General features: G+C 55.2%; 17 protein-coding genes. 6 read left to right on the top strand and 11 right to left on the bottom strand.

Annotated elements, in window-relative coordinates; all coding sequences use genetic code 11:
* Positions 1–305 precede the first annotated feature (305 nt).
* Positions 306–1,226: a sulfite exporter TauE/SafE family protein gene (locus AC2FD9_RS15265; RefSeq protein ID WP_058273512.1), complete on the top strand. Its 921-nt coding sequence runs from the start codon at positions 306–308 to the stop codon at positions 1,224–1,226.
* A 2-nt stretch (positions 1,227–1,228) separates the two neighbouring features.
* Positions 1,229–1,993 carry a TIGR02186 family protein gene (locus AC2FD9_RS15270; protein WP_282120127.1) on the top strand — a complete coding sequence of 255 codons (765 nt, stop codon included), beginning with the start codon at positions 1,229–1,231 and terminating at the stop codon, positions 1,991–1,993.
* 7 nt (positions 1,994–2,000) lie between these two features.
* Here the strand turns inward: AC2FD9_RS15270 and AC2FD9_RS15275 are convergent, their stop codons facing one another.
* From AC2FD9_RS15275 to AC2FD9_RS15305, 7 genes are all read right to left on the bottom strand, one after another.
* A complete protein-coding gene (locus AC2FD9_RS15275; RefSeq protein ID WP_496837661.1) occupies positions 2,001–2,729 on the bottom strand; it encodes an SDR family oxidoreductase in 729 nt (242 codons plus the stop codon).
* Positions 2,726–4,258, bottom strand: a complete 1,533-nt coding sequence (locus tag AC2FD9_RS15280; protein WP_058278772.1) for an ATP-dependent DNA helicase — start codon at positions 4,256–4,258, stop codon at positions 2,726–2,728. Before AC2FD9_RS15280 ends, AC2FD9_RS15275 begins: the two co-directional genes overlap by 4 nt.
* Positions 4,259–4,318: 60 nt before the next feature.
* Positions 4,319–4,957, bottom strand: a complete 639-nt coding sequence (locus AC2FD9_RS15285; protein ID WP_496722975.1) for an acyl-homoserine-lactone synthase — start codon at positions 4,955–4,957, stop codon at positions 4,319–4,321.
* A gap of 84 nt (positions 4,958–5,041) precedes the next feature.
* A complete protein-coding gene (locus AC2FD9_RS15290) occupies positions 5,042–5,761 on the bottom strand; it encodes a helix-turn-helix transcriptional regulator (RefSeq protein ID WP_282169795.1) in 720 nt (239 codons plus the stop codon).
* A complete protein-coding gene (locus AC2FD9_RS15295) occupies positions 5,700–5,918 on the bottom strand; it encodes a hypothetical protein (protein ID WP_058278773.1) in 219 nt (72 codons plus the stop codon). Before AC2FD9_RS15295 ends, AC2FD9_RS15290 begins: the two co-directional genes overlap by 62 nt.
* A gap of 208 nt (positions 5,919–6,126) precedes the next feature.
* Entirely contained in the window at positions 6,127–7,413 is a 1,287-nt protein-coding gene (ccrA, locus tag AC2FD9_RS15300) for a crotonyl-CoA carboxylase/reductase (protein ID WP_058273680.1), read from the bottom strand.
* Positions 7,414–7,526: 113 nt separating this feature from the next.
* Complete coding sequence (locus tag AC2FD9_RS15305; RefSeq protein ID WP_496698784.1) at positions 7,527–8,915, bottom strand: 1-acyl-sn-glycerol-3-phosphate acyltransferase; 1,389 nt, start codon at positions 8,913–8,915, stop codon at positions 7,527–7,529.
* 144 nt (positions 8,916–9,059) lie between these two features.
* Here AC2FD9_RS15305 and AC2FD9_RS15310 point away from each other — a divergent pair, with 144 nt between their 5' ends.
* The 3 genes from AC2FD9_RS15310 (at position 9,060) to deoD (ending at position 12,201) form a co-directional block, all read left to right on the top strand.
* Positions 9,060–11,027: a methylmalonyl-CoA mutase family protein gene (locus tag AC2FD9_RS15310; protein ID WP_496837665.1), complete on the top strand. Its 1,968-nt coding sequence runs from the start codon at positions 9,060–9,062 to the stop codon at positions 11,025–11,027.
* Between the two features lie 124 nt (positions 11,028–11,151).
* Positions 11,152–11,466: an H-NS histone family protein gene (locus tag AC2FD9_RS15315; RefSeq protein WP_058273520.1), complete on the top strand. Its 315-nt coding sequence runs from the start codon at positions 11,152–11,154 to the stop codon at positions 11,464–11,466.
* 24 nt (positions 11,467–11,490) lie between these two features.
* Positions 11,491–12,201, top strand: coding sequence for a purine-nucleoside phosphorylase (deoD, locus tag AC2FD9_RS15320; RefSeq protein WP_496837667.1), 711 nt, complete (start codon positions 11,491–11,493; stop codon positions 12,199–12,201).
* Between the two features lie 567 nt (positions 12,202–12,768).
* Here the strand turns inward: deoD and AC2FD9_RS15325 are convergent.
* Together AC2FD9_RS15325 and AC2FD9_RS15330 are read right to left on the bottom strand one after the other, a co-directional pair.
* A complete protein-coding gene (locus AC2FD9_RS15325; protein WP_058278778.1) occupies positions 12,769–13,017 on the bottom strand; it encodes a hypothetical protein in 249 nt (82 codons plus the stop codon).
* A gap of 88 nt (positions 13,018–13,105) precedes the next feature.
* Positions 13,106–13,885, bottom strand: a complete 780-nt coding sequence (locus tag AC2FD9_RS15330; protein WP_058273522.1) for a succinate dehydrogenase iron-sulfur subunit — start codon at positions 13,883–13,885, stop codon at positions 13,106–13,108.
* Between the two features lie 163 nt (positions 13,886–14,048).
* Here AC2FD9_RS15330 and AC2FD9_RS15335 point away from each other — a divergent pair, with 163 nt between their 5' ends.
* Complete coding sequence (locus AC2FD9_RS15335) at positions 14,049–15,104, top strand: glycosyltransferase family 4 protein (protein WP_496837670.1); 1,056 nt, start codon at positions 14,049–14,051, stop codon at positions 15,102–15,104.
* Positions 15,105–15,117: 13 nt separating this feature from the next.
* Here the strand turns inward: AC2FD9_RS15335 and AC2FD9_RS15340 are convergent, their stop codons facing one another.
* A complete protein-coding gene (locus AC2FD9_RS15340) occupies positions 15,118–15,657 on the bottom strand; it encodes a hypothetical protein (RefSeq protein WP_496837672.1) in 540 nt (179 codons plus the stop codon).
* Positions 15,658–15,808: 151 nt separating this feature from the next.
* On the bottom strand, positions 15,809–16,420 hold the full coding sequence (locus AC2FD9_RS15345) for a class I SAM-dependent methyltransferase (protein ID WP_496837674.1): 612 nt from the start codon (positions 16,418–16,420) through the stop codon (positions 15,809–15,811).
* Positions 16,421–16,433: the final 13 nt, after the last annotated feature.

Consider the following 16,433-nt stretch of genomic DNA (forward strand, 5'->3'; position numbering starts at 1 on the left):
AGCGGCATGCGGAGTTGATTTTGCATGCCGCAACCGTTCTAAAGGGGTATGCATGTGTCGCCAATCATACCCCACGACTCGGAATCCACCCGGACCGTGTTTTTGGGAACGCATGAACGCCTCAACACTGAGGAAAACCAGACATTTAGCCGTTTCAGGCTGCTGGCATGACGCCCAGCGATCCGACTTCCGCCATGTGGCCACGGGGCACTGCCGCCGCGCGTCGCATTAAACCGACACCACTTTGCCTTGAGGCGGCCCTGATCACTCTCTGTGACCCGCCTACCCTCATCCAGTAGCTCGATATGCAAATTTACCTTCCTATCGCCGAAGTTTCTGTCAACGCCTTCCTTCTATTGGGGCTTGGGGGGATGGTCGGCATTCTTTCGGGTATGTTCGGTGTCGGCGGCGGCTTCCTGATGACGCCCCTGCTGTTCTTTATCGGCATTCCGCCGGCCGTTGCGGTTGCAACCGAAGCCAACCAGATTGTTGCCTCTTCCTTCTCTGGGGTTCTGGCGCATTTCCGACGAAAAACCGTCGACCTGAGAATGGGGACCGTCCTATTGATGGGCGGCTTAACGGGTGCCGCACTTGGGGTGGTGATTTTCAACTACCTCAAAAGCCTCGGGCAGGTCGATCTGCTTGTGACGTTGTGCTACGTCGTGTTCCTTGGCGTCGTAGGCGGTTTGATGTTCATCGAAAGCCTGAATGCTCTCCGTAAATCCAAGAAAGGCGTGTCCGCACCCCCCAAGCGTCGCCAACGCGGCTGGGTGCATGCGATGCCGTTTAAAATGCGGTTCCGGACTTCGGGCCTGTATATCTCGGTCATTCCGCCTGCGCTGGTTGGCCTGTTCGTTGGCGTTCTGTCGGCCATTATGGGCGTTGGCGGCGGGTTCATCATGGTGCCTGCGATGATCTATTTGTTGGGAATGCCCACCAAGGTTGTTGTCGGAACATCCCTGTTCCAGATCATCTTTGTCACCGCCTTTACGACCATGCTGCATGCTACCACCAACTTTACAGTTGATGTCGTTCTTGCCGTTTTGCTTCTGGTTGGCGGCGTCATCGGCGCACAGATCGGCACGGTGATCGGCGCCCGCATGCCTGCCGAGCAGTTGCGCGTGTTGCTCGCGGCCCTTGTTCTTGTGGTTTGCGGAAAACTGGCGCTGGATCTGCTGCTTGAACCATCCGAGCTCTATTCGCTTGGCACCGGCGGAGGGCACTGATCATGCTGAAACGCTTGCTTGTTGCGCTGGCTCTTTGTGCCAGCCCCGCCCTGGCTGTTGATGAGGAAGTCGTTCTGGGCCTCAGCCAGGATCGCGTGGCCATCACCGCCAATTTCGACGGCTCTGAAATCCTGGTCTTTGGCGCGGTCAAACGCGAAGCTCCCATCCCGTCAGGACCACCGCTGGAAGTGATTGTCGCAGTGTCTGGTCCATCCAGTCCTGTCACCGTTCGGCGTAAAGAGCGCAAGCTTGGAATCTGGGTTAATACTGACAGTGTCCTCGTAGACGAAGCCCCCAGTTTTTATGCGGTTGCGACCAGCGCGCCCTTGAATGAGATCCTGTCGGATACCGAAGACCTGCGATACAGCGTATCAATCGAACGTGCCATCCGGTCTGTTGGTGCTGCGATGAACATCCGCGGCGCGCAGGAATTCGCGGACGCTGTTATTCGTATTCGCGAGCACGAAAGTCTGTATTCCATTCGCGAAGACACCGTGGCCGTTGATGAACAAACCCTGTTCCGTACCTCGATCGAAATGCCTGCGGATCTGACCGAAGGCGATTATGTGGCACGCATCTTCTTAACCCGTGGCGGTTCGGTCGTTTCGCAATTTGAGACCACCATCGACGTGCGCAAAGTGGGTTTGGAGCGGTTCTTGTACAACATGTCCCGCCAGCAACCGGTCTGGTACGGCTTGATGTCATTGGTGATCGCGATTGCGGCGGGTTGGGGTGCGTCAACCGCGTTCCGCCTATTGCGCGAGTAACTGACCGTTACCCGCGTCCGATGTAGGGCATGGTCGTGGCCATCACGGTCATAAACTGAACGTTTGCTTCAAGCGGCAGGTTCGCCATGTGCAAGACGGATCGTGCTGCGTCTTCGACGGCCATTGTTGGGTCAGGCTGCTGCCCCTCTGCAATGGCAGCATCGACCAGGCCCTGCACCATCTGTGTTCGCGCATTGCCGATATCGATTTGCCCACAAGCGATATTGAAGCCCCGCCCGTCCAAAGACAGACTGCGCGTCAGACCCGTAATGGCGTGTTTCGTCGCCGAGTAATGCACCGAGTTGGGGCGCGGCACATGGGCGGCAATTGAGCCGTTATTGATGATACGCCCGCCTTGCGGCGATTGGTGACGCATGATCCGAAACGCCTCACGGGCACACAGGAACATGCCGTTTAGGTTTACGTCGACGCTTTGGTACCAATCGTCCAACGCGATCTCGTCAATCGTTCCCCCCGGCGCGAAAATTCCGGCGTTGTTAAACAGAACATCCAAATGGCCCGCTTTGCCCCGAAACTCTCCAAAGGCGGCCTCGACCGCTTGTGCATCGGTGACATCCGCGACCAATGGAATTGCGTTTGCGTGCTCTGCAGCCATTTGGTTCAGCCTGTCAGCACTGCGCGCGAAAAGGCCAACCGTCCATCCTTGGGTCAGAAATAATTCAGCCGTGGCGCGCCCTATGCCCGAACTTGCGCCGGTCACAATAATGGAAGTCATGTCTCTTCTGCCTCCAATGTCAGCGAGGCCGCCGGGACAGCGCGCAGGTCGTCCACACGCAGCGGATAGGTCGGCTTGGCAAGCCGGTTGCGCACGACCCAGATCAGCCTTTCCTGCGCGCGTGTGATAGCCACATAGGCCAGTCGTTTCCACAACGGCTGTCCAGCTTCAGTACGGCCCATACGGGCAGCGGCATAGATATCCGGAGCAAACACTTGAACAGTGTTCCACTGCGACCCTTGCGCCTTGTGAATGGTGACCGCTGCGCCATGAAGAAAGGTGGCGCCCATGCGGGCGGCAAAAGGAATAAACGGCTCTTCCTCGTCCGGTTTTTCAATCTTGACGATGGATGCGGCGCTGACCTGAGGGTCTTCGGCACCCATCACGTGCAACCTGGAAAAGCCCGGTTTGCGGCCGGGGCCCAGATAGATGACCTGAGCGCCCTTGATCAGGCCACGCGCCTCAAGATCCAGCCGTTTCTTGCGATGTTTAAGGGGCAGTTCAATACCGTCACAGATTAGCGGTTCACCTTCCAACAATTCGGTATCCGGCGCGCCGTGAACATTCCGAAAAGCCTGAATTAGCCGAATGCGGGTTGCATTGCGCCAGACCAGAACGGGACTGCGGGCCATCAGATCGACCTCGACCCGCTGCCCCCAAACCACACGGTCGTCCTGACGGGCGGTCTGCTCGACCATGCGCTCAAAATCTTCGAACCCCATCTGAGGGTCCGACAGCGCATGGGCAAGGTCCAATATCGGGTTATCCGCATCCTGCCGATGAACTCGGTGAAGGATTTGTTTGCGCGGTTCCGGCAATGCCTCGAACACCATGCTGCCCGACTGATTGACGGGCGCCAACTGTGCCGGGTCACCAAACAGCAGAAGTGTTGGGAAGATTTCTTGCAAGTCTTCGAATTGCCGGTCATCCAGCATCGAGGCTTCGTCCACAAACCCGATGTCCAACGGCTCGTCCCGGCGTTTCCAGCCGGTTATAAAATCGGAGCCCCGTAACCCTGCCGCGGCCAACGCTCCGGGAATGGATTTGTTGTTCTGGTAAAACGCCGCTGCGCGATCCAGCGCCTCGTCGGTCAGGCCTTCGATTTCGGGGCGTTCGTCATTGCCTGCCAGCCATTCGGCGATGCGCTCGTATTCCGGGTCGTAGACAGGCGTATAAAGGATACGGTGGATCGTGGTGGCTGGCACCCCGCGCAGACGCAATACGCTGGCCGCTTTGTTCGTCGGGGCCAAGATCGCCAGACTGCGTTTTTCACGGGCTTTGCGGCTCTCGAAATCGCCGGACACGATCTGAACGCCTGTGTCCGCAATGGCTTTGTAAAGCTCGGCCAGCAGCAGGGTTTTTCCGGACCCCGCCTTGCCAATCACGGCCATCACACCGGACTTACCCGATCCTGGAAGCTTCAGCAGCGCGTCATCGTCAAGGTCAACACCTGCCGACTTCAGCATCTCAGAGATGCTGTCATACGCGGCGGCCTGGTCGTCAGAGTAGGTCACAGAGGGCAAAGACATGGCGCGACCCTACAAGCCCGCGCCAGCTATCACCAGATGTGGAATTCGGTTTTCATCCTGTCACGCTGACAATGCAAACGGGTGTTGCCTGCCAACGCCGAAAGCCGTCTTGAACCACAGCCGCGACAATTCACGCGGGATGCCTGCGCGCTTGGCCACACGGTTGCAGTCGTCCGCCGAATACGGCCACATCCCGACCGAGATTTGATCACGTCCCTTACCTTCCGTGCCCAGCACGATCGGGGATGATCCGATCAGGCGATAGATGCGAATCATACGCGCATCAAAAACACCCGCAATGTGGGTTAGACCAAACCCCTCCATCATCTCGCCACCGCTAAGCATGATGGCCCCGGCCGTGTGCGGGCTTGCCGTGCGCGACAGGCAAAAGCGCGTCACTTCCCAGATCAAGGGGCTGTTGATTGGTTTGCCGCCCGTCAGGTGTCCGAACACCTCGTTCACCATGACCGAACCGGTCGTCGGCAAAACACGCATGGACCCACCATGGCTGCCATCCGGTTCTTCCCAAATAACATAGATCGGGTTCAGATCATCGTACTGATCCCGCTCTTCCCCCTTGTCGTTGACATGAACATCCCAGCCCAACCGGGTTTTGAATTGATCGGCGCGGTCCCGAAACATCCCCTCGGCCAGTTTTGGATATTTGTGCAATTCGTCAGCATAGACATAACGCAACATGACTCTTTTCCCCTTGTCGTCCTGTGCAAGAACGAAGGGGGTACAAAGTCGTGGTTAATTTCCGGTTTTTAGTGCGCGCGCGCCTTAAACCACTATTAACCCTCGGCTCAAGGCCGTTGCGATAGCATGAGTTGTGTTTTGCGCACCCAACTTGGCGCGTGCGCTTTCGATATAGACCCTCAGCGTGTGTTCCGAGATCGACAAGGAATGAGCGACCTGTGCCCTGCTATAACCCAGGGCGAGCAAGGTCATGGCGTCCACTTCACGCGGCGACAATCCGCGTGAAGATTCGGGCTGACGGTCACTTTCAAACTCCAGCGCCTTCCGGTTGAAGTAATGCGCGATCAGGATCAACTCACGCCCATGCGTTTCGATGAATCTCTGCCAGGTTTCATCATCACAGGTGTGGTTGACAGTAAACAAGGCGAATTGACCATTCGGCCCACGGATCGGAATGGAATAACCTTGATTGCCAACGCCGTGCTCTAATGCATCCTTCAAAAATGTCTTGGCAACCTTGCCCGACCAATCCAGCGTCTTCCAGTCCACCGGATGAAACCGTTGGAAACTGCCCAGTATGACCGGATCGATTCTATGATAGTTACGCTCGCGGTACCGTTCGGCCCAGACGTCGGGATAGGTGGTATAGCCGTATTGATCACCGGCCCCGTCGACCCAATGGTAAATCAGGTTTTCAATCTGCAGCCTGTCCCGCAGGCGAATGGCGACTTCGCTTAGTTCGTCAAGCGAGCTGGTGTTTTCCAAGTCCTCCAGAACCTGGCTCATATCGAGTTTTGTTGCCATCCGCGGGTGCTCGAACCTCATTCTTTCTGGACGAGATTTCGGCTGCGGCGATCAGCTTGGTGTCATCCAACTGCTCGGCAAGCGCGGTCAAACCGTTTTCAACAGCAAAGGCGCTGAGGTCCGACAGTACGTCCAGTATCCACTCATTTTGCGCCATCAGCGTCTCTCCGAAACGGTTAACGAAGGGTTAACACAACCATAGCATGAGGAAGTTTTTTTAGCCTATTCACTGATTTCTACTCCCCAAAAACAGCGGGGCATTTTCGATTAAGCCTTTGAAAAGGCTGATACCACCGCCCAAAAGAGAAACACCCGCGAGCCGGAAAACCGATTCGCGGGTGTTTTGGATTTTGTCTGAGACGAACTTAGTCGCGTGCGGCCAGAACCTCTTCCAAGGTGCGCATCCCGGTCTGTGGAGCCTGAACCAGCACCGACATGTTGCCCGGCTTATGCTCGTTCCGCAGCATCTTCATGTGCGCCTCGGGCAGATCATTCCAGGTGAACACTTCGGACATGCAGGGATCCAATCGACGCTCGACCATCAGCTGGTTTGCTGCGGCCGCCTGTTTCAGGTGAGCAAAGTGCGAACCCTGCAGACGCTTCTGGTGCATCCACATGTAGCGCACGTCAAAGGTCAGGTTATAGCCGGTTGTACCTGCACAGATTACAACCATACCGCCTTTTTTAACGACGAAGGTCGAAACCGGGAAGGTGCTTTCGCCGGGGTGCTCGAACACCATGTCGACGTTGTTGCCTTTACCGGTGATGTCCCAAATGGCTTTGCCGAACTTGCGGGCCTCTTTGAACCACTCGGCATATTCGGGTGTGTTGACCGTCGGCAGCTGACCCCAGCAGTTGAAGTCCTTGCGGTTCAGAACGCCCTTGGCACCCAGACCCATCACAAAGTCGCGCTTGCTTTCGTCCGAGATCACACCGATGGCGTTTGCACCTGCGGTATTGATCAGCTGGATCGCATAAGACCCCAGGCCACCCGACGCACCCCAAACCAGAACGTTCTGACCCGGCTTCAAGTCATGCGGCTCGTGACCGAACAGCATCCGGTAGGCGGTTGCCAGTGTCAGCGTATAGCAGGCGCTTTCTTCCCAAGTCAGGTGCTTGGGACGCGGCATCAACTGTTGAGCCTGAACATTTGTGAACTGCGCGAACGAACCGTCCGGAGTTTCATAGCCCCAAATCCGCTGGCTATCCGAATACATCGGGTCGCCACCATTACAATGCTCGTCGTCGCCGTCATCCTGATTGCAGTGGATGACAACTTCATCACCGACTTTCCAGCGGGTGACTTTTGAACCAACTGCCCAAACGATGCCAGACGCATCCGAACCAGCAATGTGATAAGGTGCCTTATGGCCGTCAAAAGGCGAGATCGGCTTGCCCAGCGAGGCCCAGACGCCGTTGTAGTTGACGCCTGCAGCCATGACCAGAACCAGCACTTCGTGACTGTCCAGCACGGGGACGTCTACGACTTCCTGAATCATCGCGGTGTCCGGGTCGCCGTGGCGCTCCTTGCGGATCGCCCATGCATACATTTTCTTGGGCACAAAACCCATCGGAGGGATTTCACCCATCTCATAGAGGTCTTTTTCCGGTGCCTCGTACGACGCGATGCCGCTGTCGGTGTCCAGAGCCATGTTGGCCTCCTTCAGTTCTAAACCTTTGCCGCGATGCAGAATCGCGTGCATTAACCGATGGAATATTGGCCTTTAGGAAATAATGCAACCGAAATCGGTGCCGTTTTGTAACTTTATGACCCAGCGGATGCAGAAATTTCTTTCGCATCTGCAGCATTTCCCTCGTCTGGTCCCATCGGAACCGAGGCTGCATAATACTCCAGAAGATCAACCCTTTGACCGGACAGGCATATTTTTCCGTCACTGCGCCTGAGAATTCGCCGTTCGACCAACTGATCAATCGCGGCTTCAACCGATGTCTGGTTCTCTTGGTCCGTCATTCCATTGCGACGCATGAGCTCGACAATCACCTGAACGGCATCGGCCTCCGACATCTCTTTATGCTTTTGCATTAGCCAACACGCGGCGGGTACCGGGACCAGCGGGATGGCAGCGCGGAGTCGCGTCATCAGGTCACGCGCCAAATCGGTCATCAGATCGCGCTGATGATCTGCCCGAAACGCCCGCAAGGAAACGGGCTGACCATATCGGACCGAGGCTAGGCCAAATCGTTTGTAGCGCCCGATCACGCGCCGCCAGAGTTGTTTGAGGATCCATCTGGTGATTACACCGATCCGCGCGCGAAACCGTCGTTCATTGCCTAATGCGGCACGCGTCAGAACAGTATCTTCGAGCACACGATCATAGTTCAGCGCCACGGGGACGAATACAACATCGCGGCCCTCTTCCGAGGTCCCGTCAATAATATATTTGAGCAAACCCAGCTTTGGACGACCCAGGGCACCAGTCAGACTTAACCCACCTTCGGGGAACATGGCCTGCGTCACTCCTGCCGCGGTTGCGTGGCGCACATAACAGGACAACACCTGACGATAGAGATCATTGCCGGACTTTCGCCGGATAAAATAAGCCCCCATCGCACGGATCAGACGGCTAAGGGGCCAGACACGGGCCCATTCACCCACCGCATAAGAAAGGGCCGAATGTTGCGCTGCGAGGTAGGTAACGAGCACATAGTCCATATTGCTGCGATGATTCATGACGAAAACCACCGTGGCGTCGGGGTCGATGTTTTCGACAGCGTCTTCGTCCTGATAGCTAAGCTGCACATGATAGAACGCATTGCTCAGCAAACGAGCCAGACGGATCGCAATGCTGAAATAGGCAACGGCTGAAAACGAGGGAACGATCTCACGCGCGTATCGCTGCGCTTGCTCGAACGCCACAGCATCGGGGACACCCGTTTCGCGTGCGTGATCCTGAACGGCCTGACCAACCTGCGGGTCATAGATCAGGCGCTGAATCATATCGTGACGGTGTGCCAACTTGAACGGCTGGATCGGCCGCTTCAGGCGCGTGTTCAATCGTTTCACCGCTCGTTCGAGTCGACGCCTGAAAAACCACCGCACCGACGGGAACAGAAAATGTGATGCTAAAGTGACCACGGCAAACACCAGGATCAGCAAAAAAAGCCAAAGCGGAAGTTCCACGGTCTGAGTCATGCGTGCACCCTGCCACCAAACGCTGCGTCCTACAATCTGAAGAACCTAATATGCCGCGACGCAGCGAATTGACATGTCCCGAAAATTGCGCTTTAGAGGCCAGGAACGTAATTTTCTTGCCCAACCGATACGTGAGGTCCAGCTATGACGCAGACGCAGAAAGATCGCCCCTGGCTCATCCGAACCTATGCCGGTCATTCCACCGCCAAAGCGTCGAACGCCTTGTATCGCGGGAACCTGGCAAAAGGCCAGACGGGCCTGTCGGTGGCCTTCGATCTGCCCACGCAGACCGGTTATGACAGCGATCATACGCTCGCGCGCGGCGAAGTGGGCAAGGTTGGCGTACCCGTCGGCCACCTAGGCGATATGCGGGTTCTGTTCGACCAGATTCCGTTGGAACAGATGAACACTTCGATGACGATCAACGCGACAGCGCCTTGGCTGCTTGCGCTTTACATCGCTGTGGCCGAGGAACAAGGCGCAGATATCTCCAAACTGCAGGGCACGGTACAAAACGACCTGATCAAGGAATACCTGAGCCGCGGCACCTATGTCTGCCCGCCCAAACCGTCGCTCAAGATGATCGCTGACGTGGCCGAGTACTGTTATACCAACGTGCCGAAATGGAACCCGATGAACGTGTGTTCCTATCACCTGCAAGAAGCCGGCGCGACACCGGAGCAAGAGCTGTCTTATGCGCTGGCCACCGCCATCGCCGTTCTGGACGAACTGCGCCCTCGTGTCCCCGCCGAGGATTTCCCGGCACTTTGCGGACGGATTTCGTTCTTTGTTAACGCAGGTATCCGCTTTGTCACTGAAATGTGCAAAATGCGCGCTTTCGTCGATCTTTGGGACGAAATCCTGCGCGACCGCTACGGCGTAGAGAACCCGAAATTCCGCCGATTCCGGTATGGCGTTCAGGTCAACTCGCTCGGTTTGACCGAGCAGCAGCCTGAAAACAACGTCTACCGCATCCTGATCGAGATGCTGGCCGTGACTCTTTCGAAAAAGGCCCGCGCCCGCGCAGTTCAGCTGCCTGCATGGAACGAGGCACTGGGCTTGCCCCGCCCCTGGGATCAGCAGTGGTCCATGCGGATGCAACAGATTCTGGCCTATGAGACCGACCTTCTGGAATATGGTGACCTGTTCGATGGCAACCCCGCCGTGGACGCGAAGGTTGAAGAATTGAAAGAGGGCGCACGCGCCGAACTGGCCAATCTGGACTCGATGGGCGGTGCGGTTGCGTCGATCGAATACATGAAGTCACGGCTTGTTGATTCAAACGCTGAACGCCTGAACCGCATTGAACGGAACGAAACTGTCGTTGTCGGTGTGAACAAGTGGATCGAAGGCGAACCCTCGCCCCTGCAGACCAAAGATGGCGGCATCATGGTCGTTGATCCCGCAGTCGAACAAGAACAAATCGCGCGCCTGAATGAATGGCGGCAAGATCGCGATGACACAGCTGTCGCGGCGGCTCTGGCCGCGCTACGCGAAGCGGCGCAAAACGGCACCAACGTCATGGAGCCCTCAATCGCAGCTGCCAAGGCTGGTGTAACCACCGGTGAGTGGGCCGAAGAAATGCGCAAAGTCTACGGTACCTATCGTGGGCCCACGGGCGTTTCGGGCTCGGTCTCGAACAAAACAGAGGGCTTGGAAGATCTGCGGGCCGCAGTGGATGCGGTCAGCGACAAGCTTGGCCGTCGCCTGAAATTCCTGGTCGGAAAACCCGGCCTGGACGGTCATTCGAACGGTGCGGAACAGATCGCATTCCGCGCACGTGATTGCGGTATGGAAATCAGTTACGAAGGTATCCGCCTGACGCCAGAGGAAATCGTAACTGCCGCAGTGGATGACGACGCACATGTCATCGGTCTGTCAATTCTTTCCGGCAGCCACATTCCGCTTGTGCAGGACGTCATGAACCGACTGCGCGAGGCCGGGCTGGATCATATTCCGGTGATTGTTGGTGGCATCATCCCCGATGACGATGCCGCAAAGCTCACTGCGATGGGCGTCGCAAAGATCTATACGCCCAAGAATTTTGAGCTGAATGCAATCATGGGCGATATCGTCACCCTGGTAGATCCGCAAACCCTCGCTGCTGAGTAATATCTGCCAATTTCGCCAATTCCTCTTCTATCCCCTGAACAAAAGGGGATAGATAATTTATTTCTTTGGAATTACGGTGTGCCATCGGGGACAGCGGTAATGACTAACTCCTGGGAGAGGGTGAATGTCGGGGACAAATCTGGAAAAAATGTCGCGTAAAGAACTACTCGAATTGCGCGAAAAGGTCGAAAAAGCACTAATCGACGCAGAAAAGCGCGAACGGAAAGAAGCGTTAAAAGCCGCTGAAAAAGCCGCAGCAGAATTTGGATTCTCATTGTCAGAGTTGGCAAAAGACAACCCGGCTTCCGGAAAAATTGCGAAAGCAAAATACAGAAATCCTGCAGATCCAAAACAAACATGGTCGGGTCGCGGCCGAAAACCGCAATGGCTTCATGACGCATTGAAATCCGGGGCGGATATCTCGGATCTGGAAATCTAATATCTAATTGGAACTGATCCCAAAATGACCATTCATATTGGAGCCAAAAAAGGCGACATCGCAGAAACGGTTCTTTTGCCTGGCGATCCTTATCGCGCAAAATGGGCGGCCGAAACGTTTTTGGACGATGTGAAGCAAGTAAATGACGTTCGCGGTATGCTGGGCTTTAGCGGAAGCTGGAAAGGCAACCCTGTCACCATTCAGGGCAGCGGTATGGGCATGCCGTCCTTGTCGATTTACGTCAACGAATTGATCCGGGACTACGGGGCCAAAACGCTGATCCGCATTGGCTCCTGCGGGGGAATGCAGGACAGCGTGAATGTCCGCGATGTGATCCTTGCGATGACCTCAACCACGCTTAGCTCACCGTCGCGCGGCATCATGAAAGAGCTGAACTTTGCACCCTGCGCCGATTGGGGGCTGCTTCAGGCGGCGGCTCAGGCAGCAGCGGCCAAAGGCACGCCAACCCATGTTGGTGGCATCTACTCGTCGGACGTTTTCTATGACGAACGCCCAGATCTGAACGAACAGATGGTGCGGCACGGTATTCTCGGGGTCGAGATGGAAGCTGCTGAGTTGTACATTCTGGCCGCGCGCCACAAATGCCGGGCGTTGGCTGTTCTAACCGTTTCCGACCACTTGCTGACCGGCGAAGCTTTGCCCTCAGCTGATCGCGAAAGCAGTTTTGGCGACATGGTTGAAATCGCACTACAGGCGGCATTTCCGGCGGCGTAAATGCAAACATGCAGGGTGGGAAGCCGCCCTGCTTATGCTGCTATTGACCCTTCAGGCATTGAGTTGGAGCGTCGCCTCCCTGCTGCTGCGCGCCACAGAATGCACACACCCAAACGCCTTCTTTACGGTGCTGCCGCCAGCGGCAGTCCCGGCTCAAGGATGAGGTGCGCGAGCGCCACAGGAAATAGGCAAATACTCCGCCTGCCAGAATAAGAAGCAATATGGGCATGCCAATGCATGGCCCATTTTTCCCACTAGTGGCAAGCCCACAGTTGTCGGTTCAGGCCGCGTTAGCGTATTCGAACAAATCTGGGATGCGGTCATTTACGGGTTTCACAGGTTCTGGAGTGTAATATGACCACGCTTGTTCCAACGTTTTTAAAGCCTCTGATTTTGTGTTCTGTTTTTCTTCCATCGGAGAGATCCTGTTCTAACTCGGTCACTCCTCCCTGATTGAAAAATAGACAGACGCGCCGACAGATTCACCGCATCTTTTTGCAGCTTCGGTATGCCCTGAACGCAACTAAGGCTGGCATTTGCATCTGCCAGCCCTAGGCTTGATTCCTGTTACGCCGCCATGCAGGCATTCGCTTTAGCGGCCTGAGCCTCGCTTACGCCATCACCTGGAACAAATACTTCAGCCTGCTTGCCACCCTGCAGTTCATATTGCGTCGTAAACGAACCACTAATCCCCGCCTGCCCGGCGCATTCCACTTGCTTGAATACAATATCCGCCCGATTGCTGCTCGATCCGCCACAGGCCGAAAGAGCCGTGATCGCGGCGACAGACAAAACCTTAGTAAGTGTTTGAGTCATTGATGTTCTCCGAATTTTCAATACTCGCAGAACACGAAAAAACCCGGGAAGTTACCATCCCGGGTTTCATAATTTCTTTCGGCTGTGTTCAAACTGCGCGGTCAACCATCATCTTTTTGATTTCAGCAATCGCCTTGGCCGGGTTCAGACCCTTCGGACAGGTCTTGGCGCAATTCATGATCGTGTGGCAGCGATACAGCTTGAACGGGTCTTCCAACTCATCCAAACGTTCACCAGTGGCTTCGTCACGGCTGTCGATGATCCAGCGATACGCATGCAAAAGCGCAGCGGGCCCAAGGTAGCGATCCCCGTTCCACCAATAGCTGGGGCATGAGGTTGAGCAGCTGGCGCACATCACGCATTCATACAGCCCATCCAGTTTCTTGCGATCCTCAATGGATTGCTTCCACTCTTTCGCCGGGCGGTTGGTCTTGGTTTCCAGCCACGGCATGATGCTGGCATGTTGCGCGTAGAAATGGGTCAAATCGGGGATCAAGTCCTTGACGACCGGCATATGCGGCAGCGGATAAATCTTAACGTCACCCTTGATTTCATCCATGCCGTAGATACAGGCCAGCGTGTTGATCCCGTCGATATTCATCGCGCAGGAACCGCAGATACCTTCGCGGCAGGACCGGCGGAAGGTCAGCGTCGGGTCGATTTCATTCTTGATCTTGATCAGCGCGTCCAGAACCATCGGGCCGCAGCTGTCCATATCGACAAAATAGGTGTCTACACGTGGATTTTGACCGTCATCCGGGTTCCAGCGATAGATCTGAAACTTACGAACATTGGCCGCTCCTTCAGGCTTTGGCCAAGTTTTACCTGTGGTAATCCGAGAGTTCTTTGGCAGGGTGAGTTGTACCATTTCCGACCTCGCTAAAATCCTGCGTATAGATATACTCGGCAGGCCGGAAAGCCAACCTTTTAACCTTGAAAACACCCAAGAAAATTGGGCAAGTTCACCACAAAATCCCCGCGGCGCACAAGGATCGTGCCGCTGAAGAAACGAGTTGAGTTCAGGACAGTGAATGCCGATTAATGTTGTCAACATACCTTACGGCAATAAGAACCCCTACCAGAACATGCTGTATTCGGCCTGTAAGCCAGAGTTCTGCTTGATTGCTTCCAGAAGCGCTCCTTTGTCCGCGTTTGCAAGGGCTGATTTTCAACCCGATCAAAGCATCATTCATATTCATTGGGACGACCGGTTGTTCCCCAAGCCGGAAACGGAAGCGCAGGCTTCTGATTTTCGTTCTACCTGTGACGGCATGAGACAATACCAGGCCAATGGCGGGCGCGTGATCTGGACCATTCACAATCAGTTCGCGCATTCCGAAGGTGGCAAGACAGATTATTTCCGCAATAACCGCCGGGAATTGGCGGAAATTGTCGACCTGATTCACGTTCACACGCCCCATGCCCGGCAGCATATGATTGATGAATATGGCACTGACCCGGAAAAACTGCGCCTCATTCCGCATCCGAGTTATCTTGGTGTTTACGAGCCGTCAGAGCAAACGTTGAAACGCCCTCTTCCCCTGCGCGAGCGCACCCATTTCTTAAGCTTTGGAACAATGCGGGGCAGCCGTGAATTGGAACGGTTGGAAGATGCCGCAAAAAAAATGACCAATCGCGGGCACGACTTTCAGGTATCAGTCGTCGGGCGGGTGTATCCGTCCGGCCGCCGCCTGATGCGCCGCATGCGATCAAACCGAAATACTACGGTTATTCCTGATCGAATTCCTGATTCCGAAATAGCCCAAGTGTTCTCAAATGTGCATGCATACATGCTGCCGTCGACGACCACTTTTACCTCGGGAACGGCAATGCTGGCGCAGACCTTTGGCTTGCCAATTATCGGCCCCGACATTGATGCGCACAAGCATACCACACCAGAGGCCTGTCATGATCTGCTCTATCCCGCGCAGAACCCAAGAGGCTTAATCCGCATGATGATGCGTGTGCTCAGCATGTCCGATGAGGAACTGGCCGAAAAACGTCAGGCCTGTCTCGACTTTGCGGTTGAACGCAGACCGCACCGAATATCCGGCGACCTGAAACGCGCGTTGTCTGAACTGGCCTAGATGCGGTCGTCCGTTAACGCGTCACCTGCACACGCGCGGCAAAAACCGCAATTTCATCCAATACCGCTTGGGGCGTCTTTCTGGTAAAGGTCTTGAAGATTGTTTCGTGCTCACCTTCGGTGGGCACGCGCCGGACAAATCCCCAGTCCTCGCGATCGATGACCCAGCTTTCAATGCCGTTTTCATACAACCAACGCGCATAACGCACATCGACGAATTTTTGGCTGGTTTTCATGTACTCGTAAGGCGCAATGTTACGGCCAAGGGCAACCAATGCACCTGTTCCCAGTTGGTCCACACGCTGCATGTTTTGCAGCGGCTGGCCGAATTTAATTGCCGTTCTTTGATGAACGTTTTCCGGAGCCGTACTGGAATAAGTGGACCCATGCGTGCCGATGACCACTTTGTCAGCGTCGTGGTTTCCCAGGCATTTGACCATGCGCTGAACATAATCATCGCTGTAGATCAAATCGTCGTCGACCAAAAAAACGATATCATCTGGATCTGGGGTCGTTACAAACTTGCCGACGTCTTTTTGATCTTCCTCGGGCACAAATGCAGATACCCTGGGATGATCCTGGTATTCCGACGGAACCTCTTTCCAGTCGTTCATGCACAAGTGTAGCATATCGACTTGATCAAGGATCGAGCGCACCGCCTGCAGCAACATTTTTTCTCGTAAAGGGTACGAGGCCATATGTGCTCTAACCGCCATCACTCAACCTTTCGAAAACTTTAAACGAAGCGAAACTGTATCTGCGGGAATTGCCGTGGCCGTCCCGATTGAACGGGTTTGTCTCACCGCAATACATCTTCCAATTTGAGAACCGGTCTGCGACCCAGTTCGAATACTCGCGATGGCGCACATGAGCGTTGTTTGGGTCAAAGACGAAATCGGACGAATAAATCACCACAAACCGTTTTGCCAAAGAAAACAGCCGGTGCATATAGGCCTCAAAAACTTCGTCTTCGACCAGATGATAAATGACGTCCAGAGACAATGCAGCGTCGTGCGGCTCGACCTCCGCATCTGCCGGAAGAAACGTCCAGCCTGAACGCTCGCTGAATTGGGCATTACACTTGCGCACGCAGTCTTCCGAGATATCCAGACCTGTGAATTGAGGGATATCAAAAAGGCTTGCCTGATTGCCATCGCCACTGCCCAATTCGACAACCGATTGTACGTCTTCAACTTCGACTAGGGTGTTGATGAAATTGGCCTTGTAAACCGCCAACCGGCCATAAGACCCAGCGCCAGAGTTTTTGCCCTGCGCGTAACGATTGGTCCAGTATTCGTTTGAGGAAAAATTACTCATGCTCGCACATCGA

The organism is Ruegeria sp. YTSC230 (genome assembly GCF_059609665.1).

What these genes read in the sequence shown, in the direction of transcription:
- AC2FD9_RS15265 (WP_058273512.1), top strand. Translation starts at nt 306, where the DNA reads ATGCAAATTTACCTTCCTATCGCCGAAGTTTCTGTCAACGCCTTCCTT.
- AC2FD9_RS15270 (WP_282120127.1), top strand. Translation starts at nt 1,229, where the DNA reads ATGCTGAAACGCTTGCTTGTTGCGCTGGCTCTTTGTGCCAGCCCCGCC.
- AC2FD9_RS15275 (WP_496837661.1), bottom strand. Translation starts at nt 2,729, where the DNA reads ATGACTTCCATTATTGTGACCGGCGCAAGTTCGGGCATAGGGCGCGCC.
- AC2FD9_RS15280 (WP_058278772.1), bottom strand. Translation starts at nt 4,258, where the DNA reads ATGTCTTTGCCCTCTGTGACCTACTCTGACGACCAGGCCGCCGCGTAT.
- AC2FD9_RS15285 (WP_496722975.1), bottom strand. Translation starts at nt 4,957, where the DNA reads ATGTTGCGTTATGTCTATGCTGACGAATTGCACAAATATCCAAAACTG.
- AC2FD9_RS15290 (WP_282169795.1), bottom strand. Translation starts at nt 5,761, where the DNA reads ATGGCAACAAAACTCGATATGAGCCAGGTTCTGGAGGACTTGGAAAAC.
- AC2FD9_RS15295 (WP_058278773.1), bottom strand. Translation starts at nt 5,918, where the DNA reads ATGGCGCAAAATGAGTGGATACTGGACGTACTGTCGGACCTCAGCGCC.
- ccrA (WP_058273680.1), bottom strand. Translation starts at nt 7,413, where the DNA reads ATGGCTCTGGACACCGACAGCGGCATCGCGTCGTACGAGGCACCGGAA.
- AC2FD9_RS15305 (WP_496698784.1), bottom strand. Translation starts at nt 8,915, where the DNA reads ATGACTCAGACCGTGGAACTTCCGCTTTGGCTTTTTTTGCTGATCCTG.
- AC2FD9_RS15310 (WP_496837665.1), top strand. Translation starts at nt 9,060, where the DNA reads ATGACGCAGACGCAGAAAGATCGCCCCTGGCTCATCCGAACCTATGCC.
- AC2FD9_RS15315 (WP_058273520.1), top strand. Translation starts at nt 11,152, where the DNA reads ATGTCGGGGACAAATCTGGAAAAAATGTCGCGTAAAGAACTACTCGAA.
- deoD (WP_496837667.1), top strand. Translation starts at nt 11,491, where the DNA reads ATGACCATTCATATTGGAGCCAAAAAAGGCGACATCGCAGAAACGGTT.
- AC2FD9_RS15325 (WP_058278778.1), bottom strand. Translation starts at nt 13,017, where the DNA reads ATGACTCAAACACTTACTAAGGTTTTGTCTGTCGCCGCGATCACGGCT.
- AC2FD9_RS15330 (WP_058273522.1), bottom strand. Translation starts at nt 13,885, where the DNA reads ATGGTACAACTCACCCTGCCAAAGAACTCTCGGATTACCACAGGTAAA.
- AC2FD9_RS15335 (WP_496837670.1), top strand. Translation starts at nt 14,049, where the DNA reads ATGCCGATTAATGTTGTCAACATACCTTACGGCAATAAGAACCCCTAC.
- AC2FD9_RS15345 (WP_496837674.1), bottom strand. Translation starts at nt 16,420, where the DNA reads ATGAGTAATTTTTCCTCAAACGAATACTGGACCAATCGTTACGCGCAG.